Source organism: Flavobacterium sp. (assembly GCF_044368995.1).
Taxonomy (GTDB): domain Bacteria; phylum Bacteroidota; class Bacteroidia; order Flavobacteriales; family Flavobacteriaceae; genus Flavobacterium.
In genome coordinates this window covers 1-19,341 of the sequence record NZ_JBIPMS010000025.1, presented here as the reverse complement: position 1 = coordinate 19,341, position 19,341 = coordinate 1, and the positions used below count along the sequence as shown (strand labels likewise).

Here is a 19,341-nt window from a genome sequence, read left to right as displayed (position 1 = left end):
CCCAAAGAAAACATTTTTGAATTTTAGAAATTCATTGTTGATGTTGACCAAAAATCTTCCTAAAGATAAATTAGTTTCTGTTCTTTTTATACGATTATTTTTAGATGGACTTGCCGGTATTCAGTTACTTTTTCAAGGAAAAATTACACATGTTTTTGCTATTTTAAAAGCCCATTTCCATTTTTATCATCTATTGGGAAAGAATCTTAAAAAAAGAAACCAAACTCAAAAAACAGATTATTTTTATACAAAATCAATAGTTTGGAGTTACTTTGTTCAGAAAAAGAAAACTTTTAACAGAATATAGACTTATCTCTTTTTCCGTATTTACTAAAAAAAACATAAATTTTATCATGCAACCTACTTTGGTATGATTTTTTCTATATAACTTTGTAAAAAATATATTTAAATGAAAAAAATTCTAATTTTGGCAGCAATTCTTCCTTTTGCGCTTTCGTCATGTGTATCTAAAAAGAAATTTTCTATGCTTGAAGCTAAAGAGAAAGCTACGCAAGATTTACTTAATTCAGCAACTGTAAAATTAAATATGTGTTTGTCTGAAAAAGAAAAATTAAATGCAGACTATAGCAATTTAGCTTCTCAACTAGAGTATTTAAAGAAAACCAATTCTGATTTACTATCGTTTTCAAAAGAAATGACTGTTTTATCTGCAAAAGGGGCTGAAAATTTAGAAAAATCTCTAGAAAGTTTAAAAGAAAAAGATTTAAAAATTACCCGTTTACAAGATGCTCTAACTAAAAAAGACAGTGTAACGTTAGCGTTAGTAACTAGTTTAAAACGTGAAGTAGGCATGGACGATCCGGACATTAATATTAATGTAGAAAAAGGCGTTGTTATGATTTCTATTGCCGACAACTTATTATTTAAGTCTGGAAGTTATGAAGTAAATACTAAAGCCAAAAACGTGTTGGCTAAAGTAGCAAAAGTAATCAATAGCAAACCTGATTTTGAATGTATGGTAGAAGGACATACCGATAATGTGCCGTTTAAAAGCGAAGTATTACTTGACAATTGGGATTTATCTGTAAAACGATCTACAGCTATTGTTCGTGTGTTACAGAACGATTTGGGTGTAAATCCAAAACAATTAATACCCGCAGGAAGAAGTTCTTATGTGCCGTTAGTAGATAACAGCACGCCTGCTAACAAAGCTAAAAATCGTAGAACTCGCATTATTATTATGCCGAAAATTGACCAGTTTTATGACATGTTAGAAAAAGAAATGAAAAACTTAGGAAAATAATTTTCCTCAACATACAAATTAAAAGCGACTATTTAGTCGCTTTTTTTTGCTTTAATCTTCCCAAAAAAACCATAATTATTATAAAATGTATTCATTTATAAAGTTGAAAATCATAAGCAAAAATCTACACTTTATGTCTATCCTAAATAGGTGTTTAGTTAATAAATACTGATTTTTAGTTGTAAAAATATTAAAAACTAAAACAAAAATAAAAACCCTAGATTTTTGTTTTGTCAAAAAATTAAAATTTTTATCAAAAATTGAAAAAACAACACATACAATTTTATCAATCTGAATTGAATATATAATTTTAAATGTATAAATGAAATCTTGTGAAAAATTTCTTCTAGTTACAGCTTTATTTTGAGAATTACTTTATTCACAAATTGGTCCGCAAAAAATCCTTTTAAATAATAATATTTTTTTAAAAGTTTTTTTTAGTGGGCGTTTAACAAGGAAAAACGCAAATACTATAACAAAATAAATACTCCGAAAGCCGAAAATGGGAATTAGAGTAGGCATAAATAAATTATAGAAATTATGAGAGTACGTTTAGAATTAAACCAATTGAATATTGATCGTCCGAAAAAAAGATGGAATATTTATTTTGTTGTTGTGACAGAACACCCAACAGAAGTGGAGAAAATGGTGTTAGCCACTATACCAACTGAAGCAATCAAGATGGTACCTAGTCAAAATAACGAAGTTACTTTTGATGATGGATCTCCAAACAGTGAAGGTCTGCTATTACTTAGAAGAATATTGCCTGCAACAAAAGAGTTGAATGTTCATTTCTATGTACGTCATTCCAGATCAAGTGACAGAACTGTTGGCGAAGTTTTGAAAGACATTCAAACAGAAATTGGTGACAACGCCATGGGAACAATTTCGGATATTCATGGCACAAACAATCCTTGGCTCATAATTGCAAAAACAGCATTGCCGGTAATAAGTAAAATTTTAACCAAATTACCAGACCGAGACATGGGCTTTATTTCAATGTTTGAAAGATTTGGTAAAGAGTTTGAAAACGAGGGAAACATTGATAGACAAAAAACGGGCGCATTTTCAACTGTTGTTTATACTTGGGCAATTGATGAAGACTAAAACTATAACACCCGCTCCCGCGCGAATCCTTCGCGTGGGAACGGGAAAACATAACAGGGCAGCCGAAAACTAGAAAGAGTAGGCGGGATAATCAAACCACGCGAAGGATTCGCGCGGCAGCGGGGGGGGGTTGGCAGTAAACTTACATCGAAAACAACAAAAATAGATTATGACAGAAATTGCAGAAGTAAGAGACATTCGACTTGTAATTAAAATTGACAACAAAAATCCTGTTGAATTGGTTGATTTGACAAAGTCTTTATTTTCTTTGGCTTCACAATTCAGTAGTTATGTTGAAAAAAATGGAAATCATAAAGAAGAGAGGGAAGCTAAACTTTATGTAAAAGAAATTAAATCTGGAAGTGTAATTGTTGAACTGGTTGAGTTAGCAACTGTTGGAATGATTCCGTTTGTAGAAAATGTGAATACTGTTGTTGGTTTTGCTGAATATTGCAAAAAAGCTTATAAATTTTTACTTAAAGGCGAAGGAAAAAAACCCGAATTAAGTCAAACAGATTACAAAGAACTGTCAGCGATTGTAAATCCAATTGCTAAAGACAAAGCATCTCAAATTAATTTCAGCACAACAATTAATGGAAATGTAAATTTCAATTTTAATTTGAGCTCAACTGAATCAAATGCAGTCCAAAATATTGTAAAAAGAGAACTTGATTTTCTAAAAATTCCTGAGCAACAAGATGACAAATTTGAAAAAGTAGTAATGACTTGGTTTCAAGCTAGAGGAAATATTAAAAGTAAATCAGGTAATAAAGGAGTAATCGAAGAACTCGGTAAAAAAGAATTAAATATAATATTTGAGGAAGATAACGTAAAAGAAACAATGTTGCATAGCGACATAAATCCATTTACAACAGCTTTTGTAGTAGATGTAAAAATTATAAACATAAACGGAAAACCGTCGATATATAAAATTATTGATTTACACGAATATTTTGACCTAACTGAAGAATAACCCCCCCCCGCTACCGCGCGAATCCCTTCGCGTGGTAATGGAGGTCGCTAACTACCTCGCAATGAAGTTTAAAAAATTAAATAACCATTAAAAACACATAATTATGAAAGTAGTAGGAATTATCGCCTTGTTTGTTGGGAAATTTGACATAATACTCAGTGCTGCCATGTGGTTGGACTCAAAATATTTTGACGAATTTTTTCTAAAAATCGCTCTTGGATTAGGGTGTTTAATCTTTGGTAATTATCTATTAAATCAAGCCTTTAGGAATAAAGAAACAGAAAATAAATAAGAAAATGAAAAAGAAGTCGCACAAAAATTAATTAAAACCAATTAAAAAAAATGGGTTACCATGCAACTATTAAACCTGTAAAGCATTAAACAAAAAGTAAAATCAGACTATTTATTAAAATACTTTTTTCGCAACCAAAAAGCTACTTGTACCAAAATAATTAAGGCGGGCACTTCCACTAACGGGCCAATAACACCCGCAAAAGCTTGGCCACTATTGATACCAAAAACTCCAATAGAAACCGCAATGGCCAACTCAAAATTATTACCAGATGCCGTAAATGACAACGCCACCGCATCACGGTAATTGGCGCCAATTTTTTTAGACACAAAAAACATCAAGAAAAACATTATTGCAAAGAATATCACTAATGGAATGGCTATTCTTAAAACGTCTAAAGGTAAATCTACAATCATTTCCCCTTTTAAACTGAACATAATTACGATGGTAAAAAGCAAAGAAATTAGCGTTATTGGCGATACAAAAGGAATAAACTTTTGATTGAAGAAAGTTTCGCCAATATATTTTTTTATAGCAAAACGACTAACCATTGCCAAAGCAAAAGGAATACCCAAATAGATACCAACAGTTTTTGCAATTTCAAGGATGGTAATATTAAGTTGTAACCCTTTGATGCCAAATAAAGGCAACATAATTTCTAGATAAAAATAAGCGTATAAACTAAAAAAGAAAACTTGCAACAAACTATTAATACCAATTAAACCAGCGGTTAATTCACGATTGCCTTCTGCCAATTCATTCCAAACAATTACCATGGCAATGCAGGGTGCTAAACCAATGATAATTAAACCTGTCATGTATTGTGGATAATCTTGAAGGAAAAAAGTGGCTAATAAAAACATTAAAAAGGGGCCAACTATCCAAGTAATAAAAAACGAAGCAGTTAGCAATTTTGGTTTTTGGAACATTTTAGGCACTTGCGAAAAATCGATTTTGGTTAGTGGCGGATACATCATTAAAATCAGACCAATTGCCAAAGGAATATTAGTTGTTCCAGAAGAAAACGAATTGATAAAAGTAGCTGCATTTGGAATTAAATAACCAATGGAAACACCAATTAGCATCGCTAAAAAAATCCATAACGTTAAAAATCGGTCTAAAAATCCTAATCTTTTTTTCATAATCATTTATTTTATTTGATTGAAAACATAATACATTTCCGAAGCAATTTGTAAACTTCTTTCGGTATATTTTTCGTTCATTTCTGGTGTTCCATCAAAGGCTTTTGGGTCGTCATATTTTATTGGAAATCGCGCTTCCGCACCAAAAACCATTGGGCAACCTTCATCTGCATTATTGCAAGTCATGATGGCTCCAAAATTGTTTTTCGGATTAAAATCATCGAAATATGTTTTTGAAAAACAAACAATAGCAAGTTGATTTTCATCAAATTTAACTTCATAAACGGGATTTTCTGTATCTGAAATTTTTTGAATTTCAAATCCTTGATTCGTTAAAGTTTCTCCCACTTTTGGAAACATGGCCGTAGCTTCCGTTCCGCCAGAATAGCAAAATACATTATGAATTTGGAAATGAAACGCCATAGTTTGTGCCCAAATTTGCGACAAATGACTGCGGCGAGAGTTGTGCGTACAAATAAAATTCAACTGAATTTCTTGTTGCTGCTTGACTTTGTTTTGAATGTAAGTAACTAGCGGTTGTAATACTGCTTGTCTTTCAATTGAAACCGGAATTTCTTTGACAATTGCAATGGTTTTTGATAGATTATTGAACATGTTTTCAGCAATTTAAAATTAACAACATTTGGCATCTAACTTAATGTACATGCCCATAAAATAACGCCCAATGGATTCAAATACGTCTTTGTTTAAACAATAACAAATAGATTTTCCTTCAATGGTTCCTTGTATGATGTTGGCGTTTTTTAATTCTTTTAAATGTTGAGAAATGGTAGGTTGTGCCAATGGTAATTCATTTACTATATCGCCACAAATACAAGAATCGACCTTTAATAAATATTGAATTATGGCTACTCGTGCCGGATTTGCCATGGCTTTAAACAAGTTGGCCATATCGTTTTGTTCGTTTGTAAAAGATTCAGATTTAGTAATTCCCATTTTATCATATTTATATATTGCAATATTACAATATAAATGAATAACAAAAAAATGTTTCGTAATAAAAGAAAAACATTTTATATAATTAATTTAAAACCAATTTCGCTTTTTGAAATATACAATCATGGAAACGAACAAAAAAAACATTACCCCCACAATATAAAAATAGCCGTATTTCCAATGTAACTCGGGCATGTTATCGAAGTTCATTCCATACACGCCTACAATAAAAGTTAACGGCATAAAAAACACAGAAACCACAGTTAAGGTTTTCATCACTTCATTCATTTTATGACTTTGCAAAGAAAAATAAAACGATGAAGCACTTTCCAATGAACTTAAATCGGCATCCACTTGGTCTAATAATTCTAAACATTTTTGATGCAAACGAGAGAAAAAGGTATAATTTTCAGAAGTAATCACATTAAAAACATCATCATCTTTCATGCTTTTTATCGAATATAAAGAATCACGAAGTGGCACTATAGAACGACGTAAAAAGTTTAAATTATCTCTATGGCGTTCTATTTCTTCTAATATTTTTGGATTGGGTTTAGTTTTGATTAAATCAATAACGGCGTCAATTTTTTGCTCTTCACTTTCTATAGTAATATAAAAGTTTTCCATAACAGCGTCTAAAAGCAAATAGAGTAAATAATCTACTTTTCTATCTCTAACAATTCCGGCATGTTGGCGCATTCTTTCACGGATATGTAAAAAGAAATCGCTCTTTTTCTCTTGAAATGAAAATAGCAATCCATCTCGTAAAATAAAACTAATCTGCTCAACATCAATACCATTAGATTCAGGTAATAACGATTTTATATTAAAAAAAAGAGTATGGTTATGCTCCTCAACTTTTGAACGTTTAAGTATATTTAAAATGTCACCTAAAATAAAGTCATCAATTTTAAATTTTATGCCAATTTCTTTTATCAAGGAAACATCAGACAATCCGTGTAAATTAATCCAATTGTTTTTTGTGTAATCTAAATGTTTATCCAATTGATATAATTTTATATCTTCAAATTCAGATAATTCCTCAGAATTGTATACAAATAATTGCATTTCAGGTGCAATATTTTCATGTTTACCCGTATACTCTACTAGAGTAGGTATAACTTTTCGACCTTTTTTGTATAATAGTTTTCGCACTTTGTATTAAATAAGTATTTTTACCTTTTACAAATATAACTAATTCTTATGCAAACCATAATTATAAATATAAAACAATTACTACAAGTTAGACCAACTTCAATTAAAAAAGTTTCAGGTTCAGAAATGGCGCATTTACCCATTTTAGAAAATGCCTATTTACTTTTGGAAAATGATTTTATCTCAGATTTTGGTTTGATGGAAAACTGTCCAATTGTAAAAAACGCAACCATTGTTGATGCAACTGGAAAAATTGTAATGCCAAGTTTTTGCGACAGTCACACGCACATAGTTTATGCCGGAAATAGAAGTAGCGAATTTGTAGATAGAATAAATGGGTTGTCCTACGAAGAAATTGCCAATCGTGGTGGTGGAATATTAAATTCGGCTAAGAAATTAAATGAAACTTCCGAAGAAGAGATTTACAACCAATCGAAAAAACGTTTAGAGGAAGTTATTTCTCAAGGCACAGGAGCCGTTGAAATTAAATCGGGTTACGGATTAACCGTAGATGGCGAATTGAAAATGCTTCGTGTCATCAAAAAATTAAAAGAAAATTATCCAATTGCTATAAAATCGACTTTCTTAGGTGCGCATGCTTTTCCATCAGAATACAAAGAAAATCATCAAGCGTATATTGATTTGATTATCAATGAAATGTTACCTAAAATCGCAGCAGAAAATTTAGCTGATTATATTGATGCCTTTTTAGAAACTGGTTATTTTAGTGTTTCAGAAACCATTCAGATTATGGAAGCAGGTAAAAAATATAGCCTAAAATCAAAAATTCACGTAAATCAATTTACAGCCATAGGCGGCATAAAAGCTTGTGTTGAAAACGGTGCTTTAAGTGTTGACCATTTAGAAATTGTCACGGATGAAGATATTGCGGCATTAAAAAATTCTGATTGTATGCCAGTGGCTTTACCAAGTTGTTCGTATTTTATTTCGATTCCTTACACACCAGCAAGACAAATGATAAATGCAGGTTTACCTTTAGCATTAGCTTCCGATTTTAATCCAGGCACTTCGCCTTCAGGAAATATGCATTTTGTGGTTGCTACGGCTTGTATCAAAATGAAAATGACTCCAGAAGAAGCCATAAACGCAGCCACAATTAATGGTGCTTATGCGATGGATCTAAGCGATTCGCACGGAAGTATTACGAAAGGCAAAAAAGCCAATTTGATTATTACAAAACCCTTACATAGTTTTTATGAAATTCCGTATTGTTTTGCTACGAATTTGATTGATAGTGTTTGGTTGGATGGAGAAATATTTAACCGCTAAGTTCGCAAAGATTGCGCAAGGCTCGCAAAATTCTTTGCTGTAAAAAAATAATCAAGAAAATTAACCACAAGGTTTGTCACTCTGAAAGAGTCTCACGCCAAAAAAATCACATTATTCATTAAAAAAAAAACAATAAGAGATGCTTTCAGCATGACAAACTGGGTGTAAATAATAGAACTTAGCGAACCTTGCGCAATCTTTGTGTCTTTGCGGTAAAACCTAAAACTCCGCTTCCACCAAAATCTCCATAATTTCCTTTGAAATCGGATGTTCAAACTGAATATATTCGGCATGAAGATGCAGCCTATTTGCTTTAGTCCCATATAAATCATCGCCAACAATAGGCGTATGCAATCCTAAACTATGAGAAGCATGAACGCGTAATTGGTGGGTTCTTCCAGTAATGGGGTGAAAATGCACTTTCGTTTTTCCGTTTTTAACTTCAATGGTTTTCCATTTTGTTTGTGCTGGTTTTCCATGTTCGTAACATACTAATTGTCTTGGTCTGTCCTCTAAATCAACTCGCAAAGGCAAATCAATATAACCGTGAGATTTTTCCAACAAACCATCTAATAGTGCCACATAACGTTTCTTAATAGTTCTATTAATAAACTGACTTTGCAATTGTACGGCAGTAATTTCATTTTTGGCGATAAGCATAATTCCAGAAGTGGACATGTCTAATCGATGTACAATTAACGGACCCGTGGCTTCAGGATATTTTTCTTTAATTCGAGCATAAACCGAATCTGAAATGGTTTTTCCAGGAACCGATAAAAACTCGGTAGGTTTATTGATTACTAACATTACTTCATCTTCGTAGACAATTTCTATATCTTTTCCTTCTGCGTGATTTATAATAAAAGGATTTTCTTCCATTTCTAAATCTTTTAGCATGTGTCCCATTAAAATGGGTTCGCATTTACTTTTGCAAGATGGATAAAATTGCTTGTGTTGGCGCACTTCAGAATTTGGCGATTGTCCCCACCAAAATTCAGCCATACAAATGGGTTTTAAATGATGTTGAAAAGCATAATGTAATAATTTCGGCGCAGCACATTCTCCAGCTCCAGCAGGCGGATTATTGTTAAAAATTTCGGCTAAACTTTTCTTTTCTTGGTATTGATTGAAAAAGGAATAATTTGAAAATAATTTTTGTTGTAATTCAGCCGATTTTGCTTTTCTTTCTTCTTTTAATTGATTGATTTCATTGGTAAACACGGCTACTTTTTCTTCCAAAGCTTGTAAAGTCAATTTCCAATATTTTGTCATTTTTTTAAACAAAATACTTTCTTGTTTACTTTCTTCAGCTAGTTGTTTGTTAAATTCAAATAATTCTTCTTCGTTTAAAGTAGTTTCTATTTGAATTCTTCTTTTATCACGTATTATTTTTTGCGCTTTAATTCTGATTTTCTGATTTTGTAATTCGGTTGCAGCTTGAATATTGGTGTTCTTGAAATTCTCCAATTCCTTTAAATAATTATCAGAATTTTCTAAAATTTCAATTTTACGATTGTAAGCATTTAGCAATGTTTCTTCTTTACGAAAAAAACTATTTTCCGTTAACATATCAAAAACAGTTGGCACAAAGTATTTATGGTGATTTTCATTAGCTAATTTTCCTGAAAATGCCCATAAATAACCTAATTTACCATTTTCATTTTGACAAACCAAAACGCCAAACATTTTACCAATTACCAAACCTTTCTGAGTAGTATCTAATCCAAAATTATGATCAAAATTAGATTGCGTTTCTAAGTAATTTTGCAATTCTAACGCTGCCATTTCACTCAATTTATGTGGTTGATAATAAAACGGAAACGTAAATTTTTCAGGTAATGGAATTCCTGAAATATCGGTTGGAAAAGGTTGAAAAAATTGGTTTCGCATTCACCAAAGATAAAGTAATAGAGTTGTAATACCAATTAGACTCCAAACTTCAATATTAATTTTGGTTGTTTGCCACGAATTTTCGAATCAAATGTTGAATATAAAATTTTTTCATCTTGGATGAAATTCGAATTAAATCAAATGCTTATGGGTTAAATTTGTGAATTCGTGGCAAATCTTAAATTGCTAAAGCATTTAAAATCTTAAAACTTAAAAAAAACGTTCAAACATTTTTTTTTACTACTTGCTTATTTTATTTTTGCAATTATATATAAAAACCAAAACGAGAAATGGGAAGAGCGTTTGAATTCAGAAAAGGAAGAAAAATGAAGCGTTGGTCGGCAATGGCTAAAGCATTTACCAGAATTGGTAAAGATATTGTAATGGCTGTAAAAGAAGGAGGTCCAAATCCGGAAGCTAACTCGCGTTTAAGAGCTGTTATACAAAACTCAAAGGCCGTAAATATGCCTAAAGAGAACGTAGAACGCGCTATAAAAAAAGCAACAGATAAAGACACCGCAAACTATAAAGAAATATTATTTGAAGGATATGCGCCACACGGCATTGCCATTTTAATAGAAACTGCTTCGGATAATAACAACAGAACGGTTGCAAATATTAGAAGTTATTTCAACAAATGCAACGGAACAATGGGCACGCAAGGATCGGTAGAATTTATGTTTGACCATACTTGTAACTTCAGAATTCCAGCTGCCGGACAAGATATTGACGAATTAGAATTAGAAATGATTGATTTTGGTGTAGAAGAAATTTTCGCAGATGATGAAGACGGAATTTTAATGTACGCGCCTTTTGAAAGTTTCGGAGCCATTCAGAAAGAATTAGAATCTAGAGGCTTGGAAATTTTATCTTCAGGATTTGATAGAATTCCTCAGGTAACTAAAGAATTAACTACAGAACAAGTCGCTGATGTAGAAAAATTATTAGAGAAAATCGAAGAAGACGATGACGTAATGAACGTGTTTCATACTATGTTGGAAAATTAGAGAATTAGACAATTAGATAATGAGATAATTGGCACATTAACTAATTGGCACATTAATTATTGATGATGATACGGTTCGTTGTTCAAAATGGTAAAACCTCTATAAATTTGTTCAATTACAAATAAACGCACCATTTGATGCGAAAAAGTCATTTGTGATAAAGCGACTTTTCCTTGAGCTTTTTGATAGACTTCCTCTGAAAATCCGTAAGGTCCACCAATTACAAATACTAACGTTTTAATACCAGAGTTCATTTTCTTTTGTAAAAAATCAGAAAATCCAACACTATTAAATTCCTTTCCGTTTTCGTCCAATAAAATTAATTGATCGGTTGGTGTTAATTTTTCTAAAATGAGTTGACCTTCTTTTGTTTTTTGTTCCGATTCCGATAAATTTTTTACGTTTTTTATATCAGGAATCACTTCCAAATCGAACTTAATATAAAATCTCAATCGCTTGGTATATTCTTCAATTAAAGCGTTTAGATTTTTATTATCTGTTTTCCCTATGACGATAAGTTTGATGTTCATTTTGAGATTTTAAAACACAAAGAAAATAGTTACAATGTGTTAGTTTTTATAAAATATATATACTGTTTTATAATACAATCAATTATCTAATTGTCTAACTATCTAATAATCTAAATAAAGAAACACATTCCACCGCTTCTTTTACATCGTGTACTCTTAAAATATTCGCGCCTTTTTGTAAACAAAATGCATGTAAAAAAGTTGTTCCGTTTAAGGCATATTCTGGAGAAGTTTCTAATGCTTTGTAAATCATGGATTTTCTTGAAATACCAGCTAAAATAGGTAATTCGTGAAATTGAAGTAGTTCTAAATTTTGAAGTAATTCGTAATTCTGTTCTAAGGTTTTCGCAAATCCAAATCCAGGATCGATAACAATATCATTTAAACCAAAACTTCTGGCTTTCGCAATTCGTTCTGAAAAATAAAAATTCATTTCTTTTAGTAAATCGTCGTAGTTGGCTAAGCTTTGCATGGTTTTTGGCGTGCCTTTCATATGCATCATAATGTAAGGGACTTGCAATTTTGCAACGGTCTCCAACATATTTTCATCTAACAAACCTGCTGAAATATCATTAATCAATGCCGCACCATTTTCAACAGCTTGTTTGGCTACTTCACTTCTAAAGGTATCAATAGAAAGTAAAATATCTGGGAATCTCTCTACTAATACTTTTACAATTGGTACTACTCTATTTAGTTCTTCAGCTTCAGAAACAAAATCAGCGCCAGGTTTACTAGAATAGCCACCCAAATCAATAAACGTAGCACCATCACGCAACATTTTTTCTACTTGAAGTACAATTTCATTGGAATTGGTAAGTTTTCCACCGTCAAAAAATGAATCTGGCGTCACGTTTACAATTCCCATTACTTTTGGTGTTGATAAGTTGATGAGTGTTCCTTTGCAGTTTATTGTTGACATAGTATTTTTTACTTATATTTGAACTTTGATACAAAATTACTAATTAAAAAACAGAAAAATCTGTGTAAATCAGTGAAATCTGTGGCTTACTAAAGTACAAATATAAAATAATAATGAGCAATACCTCACAAGAATACGACAAAGTTATAGCAGTTTGCAGAGAATTATTTACAAAAAAAGCGCACGATTATGGAACAGCTTGGCGTGTTTTGCGTTTGCCTTCATTAACCGATCAAATATTTATTAAAGCACAACGCATAAGAAGTTTACAAGAAAACGTCGTAAGAAAAGTAGATGAAGACGAAACGTCAGAATTTATTGGAATTATCAATTATTGTATAATGGCATTAATTCAAATGGATAAAGGAATTGCCGCTCAGCCAGATTTATCAGCAGATGAAGCCATAAAATTATACAATCATAAAATTGAAATCACGAAGGAATTAATGGAAGATAAAAATCATGATTATGGAGAAGCTTGGCGCGATATGCGTGTAAATTCTCTCACAGATTTGATTATTCAGAAGTTATTGCGTGTGAAACAAATTGAAGACAACGAAGGAAAAACTTTGGTTTCTGAAGGTATTGATGCCAATTATCAAGACATGATAAACTATTCGGTTTTTGCTTTGATTTTGATGGGAAAATTTTAATAACATCTCATTAACACAAACTATGAAAAAGCCTGTTTATATTTGTTAAAACACATTAAAATGAACAAAAAAAATATTTCTTGGATTATTAGAATTGTAGTTGCGTTACTTTTTATAGTTTCAGCTATAGCTAAATTATATCCGTCGCCTTATTTTGCGATTTCCACTTTTGAAGTCAAACAATTATATACTTTAGGATTTTCAGAATCACTTGCATCCTATTTTTCAAGAATTTTAATTGGAATCGAATTTGCGCTTGGCTTTTTATTGCTTAACAATCATTTCTTAAAACGCATTACCATTCCTGCAACAGTTGGTTTGTTAAGTGTTTTTATCATTCATTTGAGTTATGTTACTTTTTTAAGTGGCGGTAATTCAGGGAATTGTGGTTGTTTTGGCGAATTAATTCCGATGACACCAATTGAAGCCATTATTAAAAATATCATCGCTGTTGGATTATTAATTTGGCTTTGGAAACTTTTGGAAAATGATAAAAAATCGAATTTTTGGATAGTAACTTCTGTAACTTTAGTTTGTATTTTGGGATTATTTATGTTAGCACCAATGAAAGCGAGTTCAGTGTCAATTTCAAATAGCAATGGCAATAGCAATATCAATGACAATAATAATGTCAATAGCAATATTTCAGTTGATACGATTTCTAAATTGAGTGATTCTATTAAAACAGAAAAAATAAAAACAGAGAAAGTGGTTGAAGCAATTAAAAAAGAAGTAGGTCCAAAACAAGCTATTTCTGGTTATTCCGACTTATATATAGATATTGATAAAGGTCAAAAAATATTGTGTTTTTTCGTTCCAGGTTGCGAACATTGCCGTGATGCTGCAAAAGATTTAAACGCTTTACAAAAAAAACACAAAGATTTTCCACAAGTACAAATTGTTTTTATGGATGAAGAAGCGGAAAAAATTCCAGATTTCTTTAAATATGCTGGAAAACAATTCCCACATAAAGTGATTGACATCATTCCTTTTTGGACAAAATTAGGTACTGGAAAAGACACGCCTGGCGTAGTATATTTACACAACGGAAACGTCATTAAATTTTATGATGGAATTACCGAAAAAGCATTTAACAGTAAAGCGTTAGAAAAAGTAATTTACAAAAAATAAAATAACAAATTCCAAATTTCAATTTTAATAAATTATGAAAAAAATAATAGCTACATTAGCATTAGGACTTGGGTTAACATCTTGCCAAGCACAAACTGAATTTTCAAAAGAAAGTTTAACTGCAAAATTAATCAACATCGAAAATCAAGGCATTTCTTTTGAAGAAATTTTAAAGCAAAACGAAGGCAAAACCGTTGTAATTGAAGTTTGGGCATCTTGGTGTTCGGACTGCATAAAAAGTATGCCTCAGGTTAAGGATTTAAAAGAAAAATATAAAGAAGTTGCTTTTATAAATTTATCTTGTGATAAAACTTTTGATGCTTGGAAAAGCGGAATTGAAAAATTCGAGGTTTCTGGTGATAATTTTTTAATTCCAGACGGAATGAAAGGCGAATTTGGAACTTCAATTAAATTAGATTGGATTCCTCGTTTTATAGTAATCAATAAAGACGGAAAAATTGTTTTATTCCGCGCCATCGAAAAAGACTTTGATAAAATCATTGAAAGTATAGAAACATCTAAATAAAATATCATAACCATAATAAGCATTTTTATTCTTTAAACACAGATTGAAGAAATTTTAATAATTTTAATAATTTCTCCAATCTGTGTTTAAAAAAATGTTGAAACTAAATTAAAAAATGAGAAAAAACATCGTAGCCGGTAACTGGAAAATGAATAAAACCTTGCCGCAAGCCATTGAATTAATCAATGAAATTAAAAACAATAAGCCAAACAATGCTGCTGAAGTTATTTTAGCAACTCCTTTCCCGTATTTAGCAAAAGCTATTGAATTAGTAGCGGGTTCAGACATTAAAATCGCAGCGCAAAATATGCATCAGGCAGAAGGTGGTGCCTTTACAGGTGAAATTTCTGCAGCTATGCTAACCAGTATTGGCGTATCTACTGTTATTTTAGGTCACAGTGAAAGAAGGGCTTATTTTCATGAAAATGATGCCTTATTAGCTAACAAAGTGGATACTGCATTAGCACATGATATGACTGTGATTTTTTGCTTTGGCGAAGAATTAAAAGACAGACAAAGCGACAATCATTTTAACGTTGTAGAATACCAACTACGTGATGGTTTATTTCATATTTCAAAAGAAAATTGGAAGAACATTGTATTGGCTTACGAACCAGTTTGGGCAATTGGAACTGGCGAAACCGCCTCTCCAGAACAAGCACAAGAAATGCATTTATTTATTAGAAATTTAGTCGATAAAGTATTTGGAAGTGTAATTGCAGAAAATGTTTCCATTCTATACGGTGGAAGTGTAAAACCAGACAACGCCAAAGAAATTTTTTCTAAACCAGATGTAGACGGCGGATTAATTGGAGGCGCTGCTTTAAATGCCAACGATTTTTTCGGAATTATTTCTGGTTTTTGATTTGTTTAATAATAGGTACGCAGATTTAACGGATTAAACAGATTAACAAAGATTTTTTAATTCAGTTGTCACTCTGAACTAGTTTCAGAGTCTGCTGTCTATATTCTATTTTCTATCTCCCCTTTTCACATAACTATGCAAAAAATCGCCTTTTGGTTTTCCTAAATCGAAAGAACTAAATTTGGTTAGAAAACGAGTTTCTTTTCTCGCTTCATCTCTGTCCCAATTTTCATATTCTATGCGATAAATGGCGGAATACATTTCTGCACGACCAACACCATGAAAACAGTGAATTAACACTGGATAATTAGCCTTATTGTCCATTACTTTAAAAAAAGCTTCTAAATTTTCTGGTTTTGGCACTTGGTCTGATCCTAAATTGAAATAATTCAATCCTTTAATTTTAGCAGCGGCTTCTTTTTCTGCAATAAGTTCTACTGGAATTTCTGGATTATTAACGTCATCACCCGTTCCAGGAAAACGTAAATCGATGATGCTTTTAATTTGGTGTTCTTTTACAAAATAGGCAATATCTTCTGGTGGAATGACGCCACTTTTATATACTTTTCCTTCGGAAATTACTTTAAAATTATGATTTATTTTATAATCATAAAAATAACTCTTTGCCCAAAAAAGTGCAACAATTACTATTACCGAAAGTATAATTTTTAATAAATTCTTTTTAAACATAGTAAGTAAACTATTTACAAATTACTTTTGACTTTTGACTTTTGACTTTTGATTTTTGACTTTTGACTTTTGACTTTCCTTTTATAAATAATTAAATTAAAGTGAAATTGATGCAAAATTAATACTATTCAAAGTTTTTCAGTTATTTTTTTTATAAAGTTACAATTTTTTTATAAATTGCAGTTTAAAAACTATTTCTTATGCAAAATATAACACGACTTTTTGATTTTCCTTACTATCAGTTAGAAAAATACAACTTACCAGATGCTTTGGTAACCAAATACGGTAATGACTGGATTAAAACTTCTACTCAAGAATATTTAAATAAAGCCAATGCTTTATCAAGAGCTTTATTAAATATTGGTGTAGAAAAAAACGATAAAATTGCTATCATTTCCTCAAATAACAGAACGGAATGGCATATTTCAGATATTGGAATTTTGCAAACTGGAGCACAAAACGTTCCTATGTACCCAACTATCTCAGCTGAAGATTATGAATATATTTTAAATCATTCTGAAGCAAAATATTGTTTTGTTTCTGACCAAGAAGTATATGATAAATTAAAAGCAGTTCAGGCCAATATTCCTTTATTAAAAGATATTTATTCGTTTAACGAAATTTCTGGTTGTAAAAAATGGAGCGATTTATTAGAAACGGGTAAAGATACCGCAAACCAAAATGACGTAGAAGTTCGTAAAAGTGAAGTTTTACCTTCCGATTTAGCAACTATAATTTATACATCTGGAACTACAGGCCGACCAAAAGGCGTTATGCTTTCTCATGACAATATTGTTTCTGATGTTTTAAACTCAGACAAAAGAATGCCTTTACGAAAAGGAAGTACGCGTGCTTTGAGTTTCTTGCCTATTTGCCATATTTTTGAAAGAATGTTAACGTATTTGTACCAATATGGTGGAATTTCGATTTATTTTGCTGAAAGTATTGAAAAAATTTCCGATAATTTAAAAGAAGTACATCCACACGTCATGTCAGTTGTACCAAGACTTTTAGAAAAAGTATACGATAAAATATATGCAAAAGGCGCCGATTTAACAGGAATTAAAAAAAGATTATTCTTTTGGGCACTAGATTTAGGTATGGATTACAAACCATATAATGCAAATGGTGCCTTTTATAACTTCAAATTAGGAATTGCCAGAAAATTAATTTTCTCTAAATGGCAAGAAGGTTTGGGTGGCGAATTGGAAATGTTAGTTTCTGGTAGTGCTGCATTACAAACGCGTTTGACAAAAGTATTTACAGCCGCTGGAATTCCAGTAATGGAAGGATACGGATTAACGGAAACGTCTCCAGTAATTTCAGTAAACGATATGCGAAATGGCGGATTCAGAATTGGAACTGTTGGTAGAGTTATTGAAAACGTAGAAGTTAAAATTGCAGCAGACGGTGAAATCCTTTGTAAAGGTCCAAACGTAATGATGGGTTATTATAAAGATGAAGCACAAACAGCAGAAGTAATCAAAAATGGCTATTTCCATACGGGCGATATTGGTGAAATTGATGCTGACGGCTTTTTGAAAATTACAGATCGTAAAAAAGAAATGTTCAAAACGTCTGGAGGAAAATATGTAGCACCGCAAGTATTAGAAAATTCATTCAAACAATCTCGTTTTATCGAGCAAATTATGGTGATTGGTGATGGCGAAAAAATGCCAGCTGCCTTTATTCAACCGGCGTTTGATTTTGTAAAAGAATGGGCAATAAGACACCAAGTTGACTTAGGAAATTCTAATGAAGACCTTTGCAACAATCCAAAAGTAATATCTAGAATCCAAGAAGATATTGACGAAGCCAACAAAAAATTCGGTAATTGGGAACAAGTAAAACGTTTTGAATTAACACCCGATTTATGGTCAATTGATGCAGGGCATTTAACACCAACTATGAAATTGAAACGTAAAATTATCAAAGAGAAATACCAATCGCTTTACGATAAGATTTATCAATCATAAAATGAAAAAATATATTTTCATATCGTTAGTCTTCGCTTTTTTTTCTTGTAAAAAGAGCGAAGATTTTTCGTTACAGACCTACCACACCTTTGACTCAAAAGAAGACCAATACTCTGGTGGCATTAAAATGATTCCCATAAAAACTCCAAAAGGCACTTTTAAAGTTTGGACAAAACGATTTGGCAACAACCCGAAAATAAAAGTATTGCTTTTACACGGCGGACCTGGTTTAACGCATGAATTATACGAATCTTTTGAAGGCTATTTTCCAAAAGAAGGCATTGAATTTATTTATTACGACCAGTTGGGTTCGTATTATTCAGACCAGCCAAAAGACAAATCGCTATGGACGAATGAACGCTTTGTAGAAGAAGTGGAACAAGTACGCATAGCACTTGGTTTAAACAAAGATAATTTTTACATTTTGGGACAATCTTGGGGTGGCATTTTAGCGATGGATTACGCTTTGAAATATCAGAAGAATTTAAAAGGATTAATTATTTCCAATATGGTTTCAAGCATTCCGTTGTATAACAAATATGCTAAGGAAGTATTGGGTCCGCAATTGAACAAAGACGTGTATAACGAAATTATGCAATTGGAAAAAAATAATGATTTTGCCAATCCACGTTATACCGAATTACTTTTTGAGCATTATTACACCCAACACATTTTAAGAAAACCACAAAACGAATGGCCTGAATCGATAACCAGATGCTTTAAACACATTAATTCTGAGGTGTATATTTCTATGCAAGGGTATAGCGAATTTGGCATTACAGGTGACGCCTACATTAAAAACTGGGATGTTTCCAAAAGATTAAAAGAGTTGACCGTTCCTACCTTAACCATAGGTGCAAAATACGACACTATGGATCCTGAACATATGAAATGGATGGCGACACAAGTACAAAACGGACGCTTCTTATTTTGTAAAAACGGCAGCCATTTATCGCAATACGACGACCAAG

The 19,341-nt window shown here is 31.7% G+C and carries 20 protein-coding genes and 1 pseudogene; 13 read left to right on the top strand and 8 right to left on the bottom strand.

Translation table 11 applies throughout. From position 1 onward, the window contains the following. From ACIQ2I_RS03475 to ACIQ2I_RS03455, 5 genes and pseudogenes are all read left to right on the top strand, one after another. A pseudogene (locus ACIQ2I_RS03475) lies at positions 1 to 307 on the top strand (glycosyltransferase family 2 protein); the annotation flags it as partial. Between the two features lie 102 nt (positions 308 to 409). Further along, positions 410 to 1,264, top strand: a complete 855-nt coding sequence (locus ACIQ2I_RS03470; RefSeq protein ID WP_396181039.1) for an OmpA family protein — start codon at positions 410 to 412, stop codon at positions 1,262 to 1,264. 540 nt (positions 1,265 to 1,804) lie between these two features. Beyond that, complete coding sequence (locus ACIQ2I_RS03465; protein ID WP_396181038.1) at positions 1,805 to 2,371, top strand: hypothetical protein; 567 nt, start codon at positions 1,805 to 1,807, stop codon at positions 2,369 to 2,371. 169 nt (positions 2,372 to 2,540) lie between these two features. Then, the gene (locus ACIQ2I_RS03460) at positions 2,541 to 3,344 is read left to right on the top strand and encodes a hypothetical protein (RefSeq protein WP_396181037.1); all 804 of its coding nucleotides are present in this window, start codon (positions 2,541 to 2,543) and stop codon (positions 3,342 to 3,344) included. A 103-nt stretch (positions 3,345 to 3,447) separates the two neighbouring features. Next, positions 3,448 to 3,636, top strand: a complete 189-nt coding sequence (locus ACIQ2I_RS03455) for a hypothetical protein (RefSeq protein WP_396181036.1) — start codon at positions 3,448 to 3,450, stop codon at positions 3,634 to 3,636. A 107-nt stretch (positions 3,637 to 3,743) separates the two neighbouring features. Here the strand turns inward: ACIQ2I_RS03455 and arsB are convergent, their stop codons facing one another. The 4 genes from arsB to corA form a co-directional block, all read right to left on the bottom strand. Then, on the bottom strand, positions 3,744 to 4,778 hold the full coding sequence (gene arsB, locus ACIQ2I_RS03450) for an ACR3 family arsenite efflux transporter (RefSeq protein WP_396181035.1): 1,035 nt from the start codon (positions 4,776 to 4,778) through the stop codon (positions 3,744 to 3,746). A 6-nt stretch (positions 4,779 to 4,784) separates the two neighbouring features. Beyond that, positions 4,785 to 5,393, bottom strand: a complete 609-nt coding sequence (locus ACIQ2I_RS03445; protein WP_396181034.1) for a protein-tyrosine-phosphatase — start codon at positions 5,391 to 5,393, stop codon at positions 4,785 to 4,787. Between the two features lie 18 nt (positions 5,394 to 5,411). Next, positions 5,412 to 5,735 (bottom strand): ArsR/SmtB family transcription factor, encoded by a 324-nt coding sequence (locus ACIQ2I_RS03440; protein ID WP_396181033.1) that lies wholly within the window; start codon positions 5,733 to 5,735, stop codon positions 5,412 to 5,414. A gap of 90 nt (positions 5,736 to 5,825) precedes the next feature. Further along, positions 5,826 to 6,890, bottom strand: coding sequence for a magnesium/cobalt transporter CorA (gene corA, locus ACIQ2I_RS03435; RefSeq protein ID WP_396181032.1), 1,065 nt, complete (start codon positions 6,888 to 6,890; stop codon positions 5,826 to 5,828). A 48-nt stretch (positions 6,891 to 6,938) separates the two neighbouring features. Here corA and hutI point away from each other — a divergent pair, with 48 nt between their 5' ends. Continuing rightward, positions 6,939 to 8,180, top strand: coding sequence for an imidazolonepropionase (gene hutI, locus ACIQ2I_RS03430; protein WP_396181031.1), 1,242 nt, complete (start codon positions 6,939 to 6,941; stop codon positions 8,178 to 8,180). 219 nt (positions 8,181 to 8,399) lie between these two features. On the opposite strand, the gene ACIQ2I_RS03425 is transcribed toward hutI, so the two are convergent. Next, positions 8,400 to 10,070 carry a pseudouridine synthase gene (locus ACIQ2I_RS03425; protein ID WP_396181030.1) on the bottom strand — a complete coding sequence of 557 codons (1,671 nt, stop codon included), beginning with the start codon at positions 10,068 to 10,070 and terminating at the stop codon, positions 8,400 to 8,402. A gap of 290 nt (positions 10,071 to 10,360) precedes the next feature. Between ACIQ2I_RS03425 and ACIQ2I_RS03420 the strand changes: the two genes are divergently transcribed. Beyond that, a complete protein-coding gene (locus ACIQ2I_RS03420) occupies positions 10,361 to 11,077 on the top strand; it encodes a YebC/PmpR family DNA-binding transcriptional regulator (RefSeq protein WP_396181029.1) in 717 nt (238 codons plus the stop codon). A 56-nt stretch (positions 11,078 to 11,133) separates the two neighbouring features. Here the strand turns inward: ACIQ2I_RS03420 and rlmH are convergent, their stop codons facing one another. Then, the gene (rlmH, locus tag ACIQ2I_RS03415) at positions 11,134 to 11,607 is read right to left on the bottom strand and encodes a 23S rRNA (pseudouridine(1915)-N(3))-methyltransferase RlmH (protein WP_396181028.1); all 474 of its coding nucleotides are present in this window, start codon (positions 11,605 to 11,607) and stop codon (positions 11,134 to 11,136) included. Between the two features lie 94 nt (positions 11,608 to 11,701). Next, positions 11,702 to 12,529, bottom strand: a complete 828-nt coding sequence (gene folP / locus ACIQ2I_RS03410) for a dihydropteroate synthase (protein WP_396181027.1) — start codon at positions 12,527 to 12,529, stop codon at positions 11,702 to 11,704. A 113-nt stretch (positions 12,530 to 12,642) separates the two neighbouring features. On the opposite strand from folP, the gene ACIQ2I_RS03405 reads away from it, so the two are divergent. The 4 genes from ACIQ2I_RS03405 to tpiA all read left to right on the top strand — a co-directional run bounded on the left by ACIQ2I_RS03405 (position 12,643) and on the right by tpiA (position 15,704). Then, positions 12,643 to 13,182, top strand: a complete 540-nt coding sequence (locus ACIQ2I_RS03405) for a DUF1599 domain-containing protein (RefSeq protein ID WP_396181026.1) — start codon at positions 12,643 to 12,645, stop codon at positions 13,180 to 13,182. 60 nt (positions 13,183 to 13,242) lie between these two features. After that, complete coding sequence (locus ACIQ2I_RS03400) at positions 13,243 to 14,313, top strand: MauE/DoxX family redox-associated membrane protein (protein ID WP_396181025.1); 1,071 nt, start codon at positions 13,243 to 13,245, stop codon at positions 14,311 to 14,313. Positions 14,314 to 14,347: 34 nt separating this feature from the next. After that, positions 14,348 to 14,839 (top strand): thioredoxin-like domain-containing protein, encoded by a 492-nt coding sequence (locus tag ACIQ2I_RS03395; RefSeq protein ID WP_396181024.1) that lies wholly within the window; start codon positions 14,348 to 14,350, stop codon positions 14,837 to 14,839. Positions 14,840 to 14,954: 115 nt separating this feature from the next. Then, positions 14,955 to 15,704, top strand: coding sequence for a triose-phosphate isomerase (gene tpiA / locus ACIQ2I_RS03390; protein WP_396181023.1), 750 nt, complete (start codon positions 14,955 to 14,957; stop codon positions 15,702 to 15,704). A gap of 105 nt (positions 15,705 to 15,809) precedes the next feature. Here tpiA and ACIQ2I_RS03385 read toward each other — a convergent pair whose 3' ends face one another. Next, on the bottom strand, positions 15,810 to 16,394 hold the full coding sequence (locus tag ACIQ2I_RS03385) for a dual specificity protein phosphatase family protein (protein WP_396181022.1): 585 nt from the start codon (positions 16,392 to 16,394) through the stop codon (positions 15,810 to 15,812). Between the two features lie 200 nt (positions 16,395 to 16,594). On the opposite strand from ACIQ2I_RS03385, the gene ACIQ2I_RS03380 reads away from it, so the two are divergent. Beyond that, positions 16,595 to 18,370: an AMP-dependent synthetase/ligase gene (locus ACIQ2I_RS03380; RefSeq protein WP_396181021.1), complete on the top strand. Its 1,776-nt coding sequence runs from the start codon at positions 16,595 to 16,597 to the stop codon at positions 18,368 to 18,370. A gap of 1 nt (position 18,371) precedes the next feature. Further along, positions 18,372 to 19,341, top strand: a 970-nt coding sequence (locus tag ACIQ2I_RS03375; RefSeq protein ID WP_396181020.1) for a proline iminopeptidase-family hydrolase, incomplete at its 3' end; no start/stop codon positions are given.

Coding starts and splice junctions, on each gene's coding strand:
- ACIQ2I_RS03440 (WP_396181033.1), bottom strand. CDS start 5,735: ATGGGAATTACTAAATCTGAATCTTTTACAAACGAACAAAACGATATG.
- arsB (WP_396181035.1), bottom strand. CDS start 4,778: ATGAAAAAAAGATTAGGATTTTTAGACCGATTTTTAACGTTATGGATT.
- ACIQ2I_RS03395 (WP_396181024.1), top strand. CDS start 14,348: ATGAAAAAAATAATAGCTACATTAGCATTAGGACTTGGGTTAACATCT.
- ACIQ2I_RS03460 (WP_396181037.1), top strand. CDS start 2,541: ATGACAGAAATTGCAGAAGTAAGAGACATTCGACTTGTAATTAAAATT.
- ACIQ2I_RS03405 (WP_396181026.1), top strand. CDS start 12,643: ATGAGCAATACCTCACAAGAATACGACAAAGTTATAGCAGTTTGCAGA.
- ACIQ2I_RS03420 (WP_396181029.1), top strand. CDS start 10,361: ATGGGAAGAGCGTTTGAATTCAGAAAAGGAAGAAAAATGAAGCGTTGG.
- ACIQ2I_RS03400 (WP_396181025.1), top strand. CDS start 13,243: ATGAACAAAAAAAATATTTCTTGGATTATTAGAATTGTAGTTGCGTTA.
- ACIQ2I_RS03380 (WP_396181021.1), top strand. CDS start 16,595: ATGCAAAATATAACACGACTTTTTGATTTTCCTTACTATCAGTTAGAA.
- ACIQ2I_RS03445 (WP_396181034.1), bottom strand. CDS start 5,393: ATGTTCAATAATCTATCAAAAACCATTGCAATTGTCAAAGAAATTCCG.
- ACIQ2I_RS03385 (WP_396181022.1), bottom strand. CDS start 16,394: ATGTTTAAAAAGAATTTATTAAAAATTATACTTTCGGTAATAGTAATT.
- rlmH (WP_396181028.1), bottom strand. CDS start 11,607: ATGAACATCAAACTTATCGTCATAGGGAAAACAGATAATAAAAATCTA.
- tpiA (WP_396181023.1), top strand. CDS start 14,955: ATGAGAAAAAACATCGTAGCCGGTAACTGGAAAATGAATAAAACCTTG.
- ACIQ2I_RS03425 (WP_396181030.1), bottom strand. CDS start 10,070: ATGCGAAACCAATTTTTTCAACCTTTTCCAACCGATATTTCAGGAATT.
- ACIQ2I_RS03465 (WP_396181038.1), top strand. CDS start 1,805: ATGAGAGTACGTTTAGAATTAAACCAATTGAATATTGATCGTCCGAAA.
- hutI (WP_396181031.1), top strand. CDS start 6,939: ATGCAAACCATAATTATAAATATAAAACAATTACTACAAGTTAGACCA.
- folP (WP_396181027.1), bottom strand. CDS start 12,529: ATGTCAACAATAAACTGCAAAGGAACACTCATCAACTTATCAACACCA.
- ACIQ2I_RS03470 (WP_396181039.1), top strand. CDS start 410: ATGAAAAAAATTCTAATTTTGGCAGCAATTCTTCCTTTTGCGCTTTCG.
- ACIQ2I_RS03455 (WP_396181036.1), top strand. CDS start 3,448: ATGAAAGTAGTAGGAATTATCGCCTTGTTTGTTGGGAAATTTGACATA.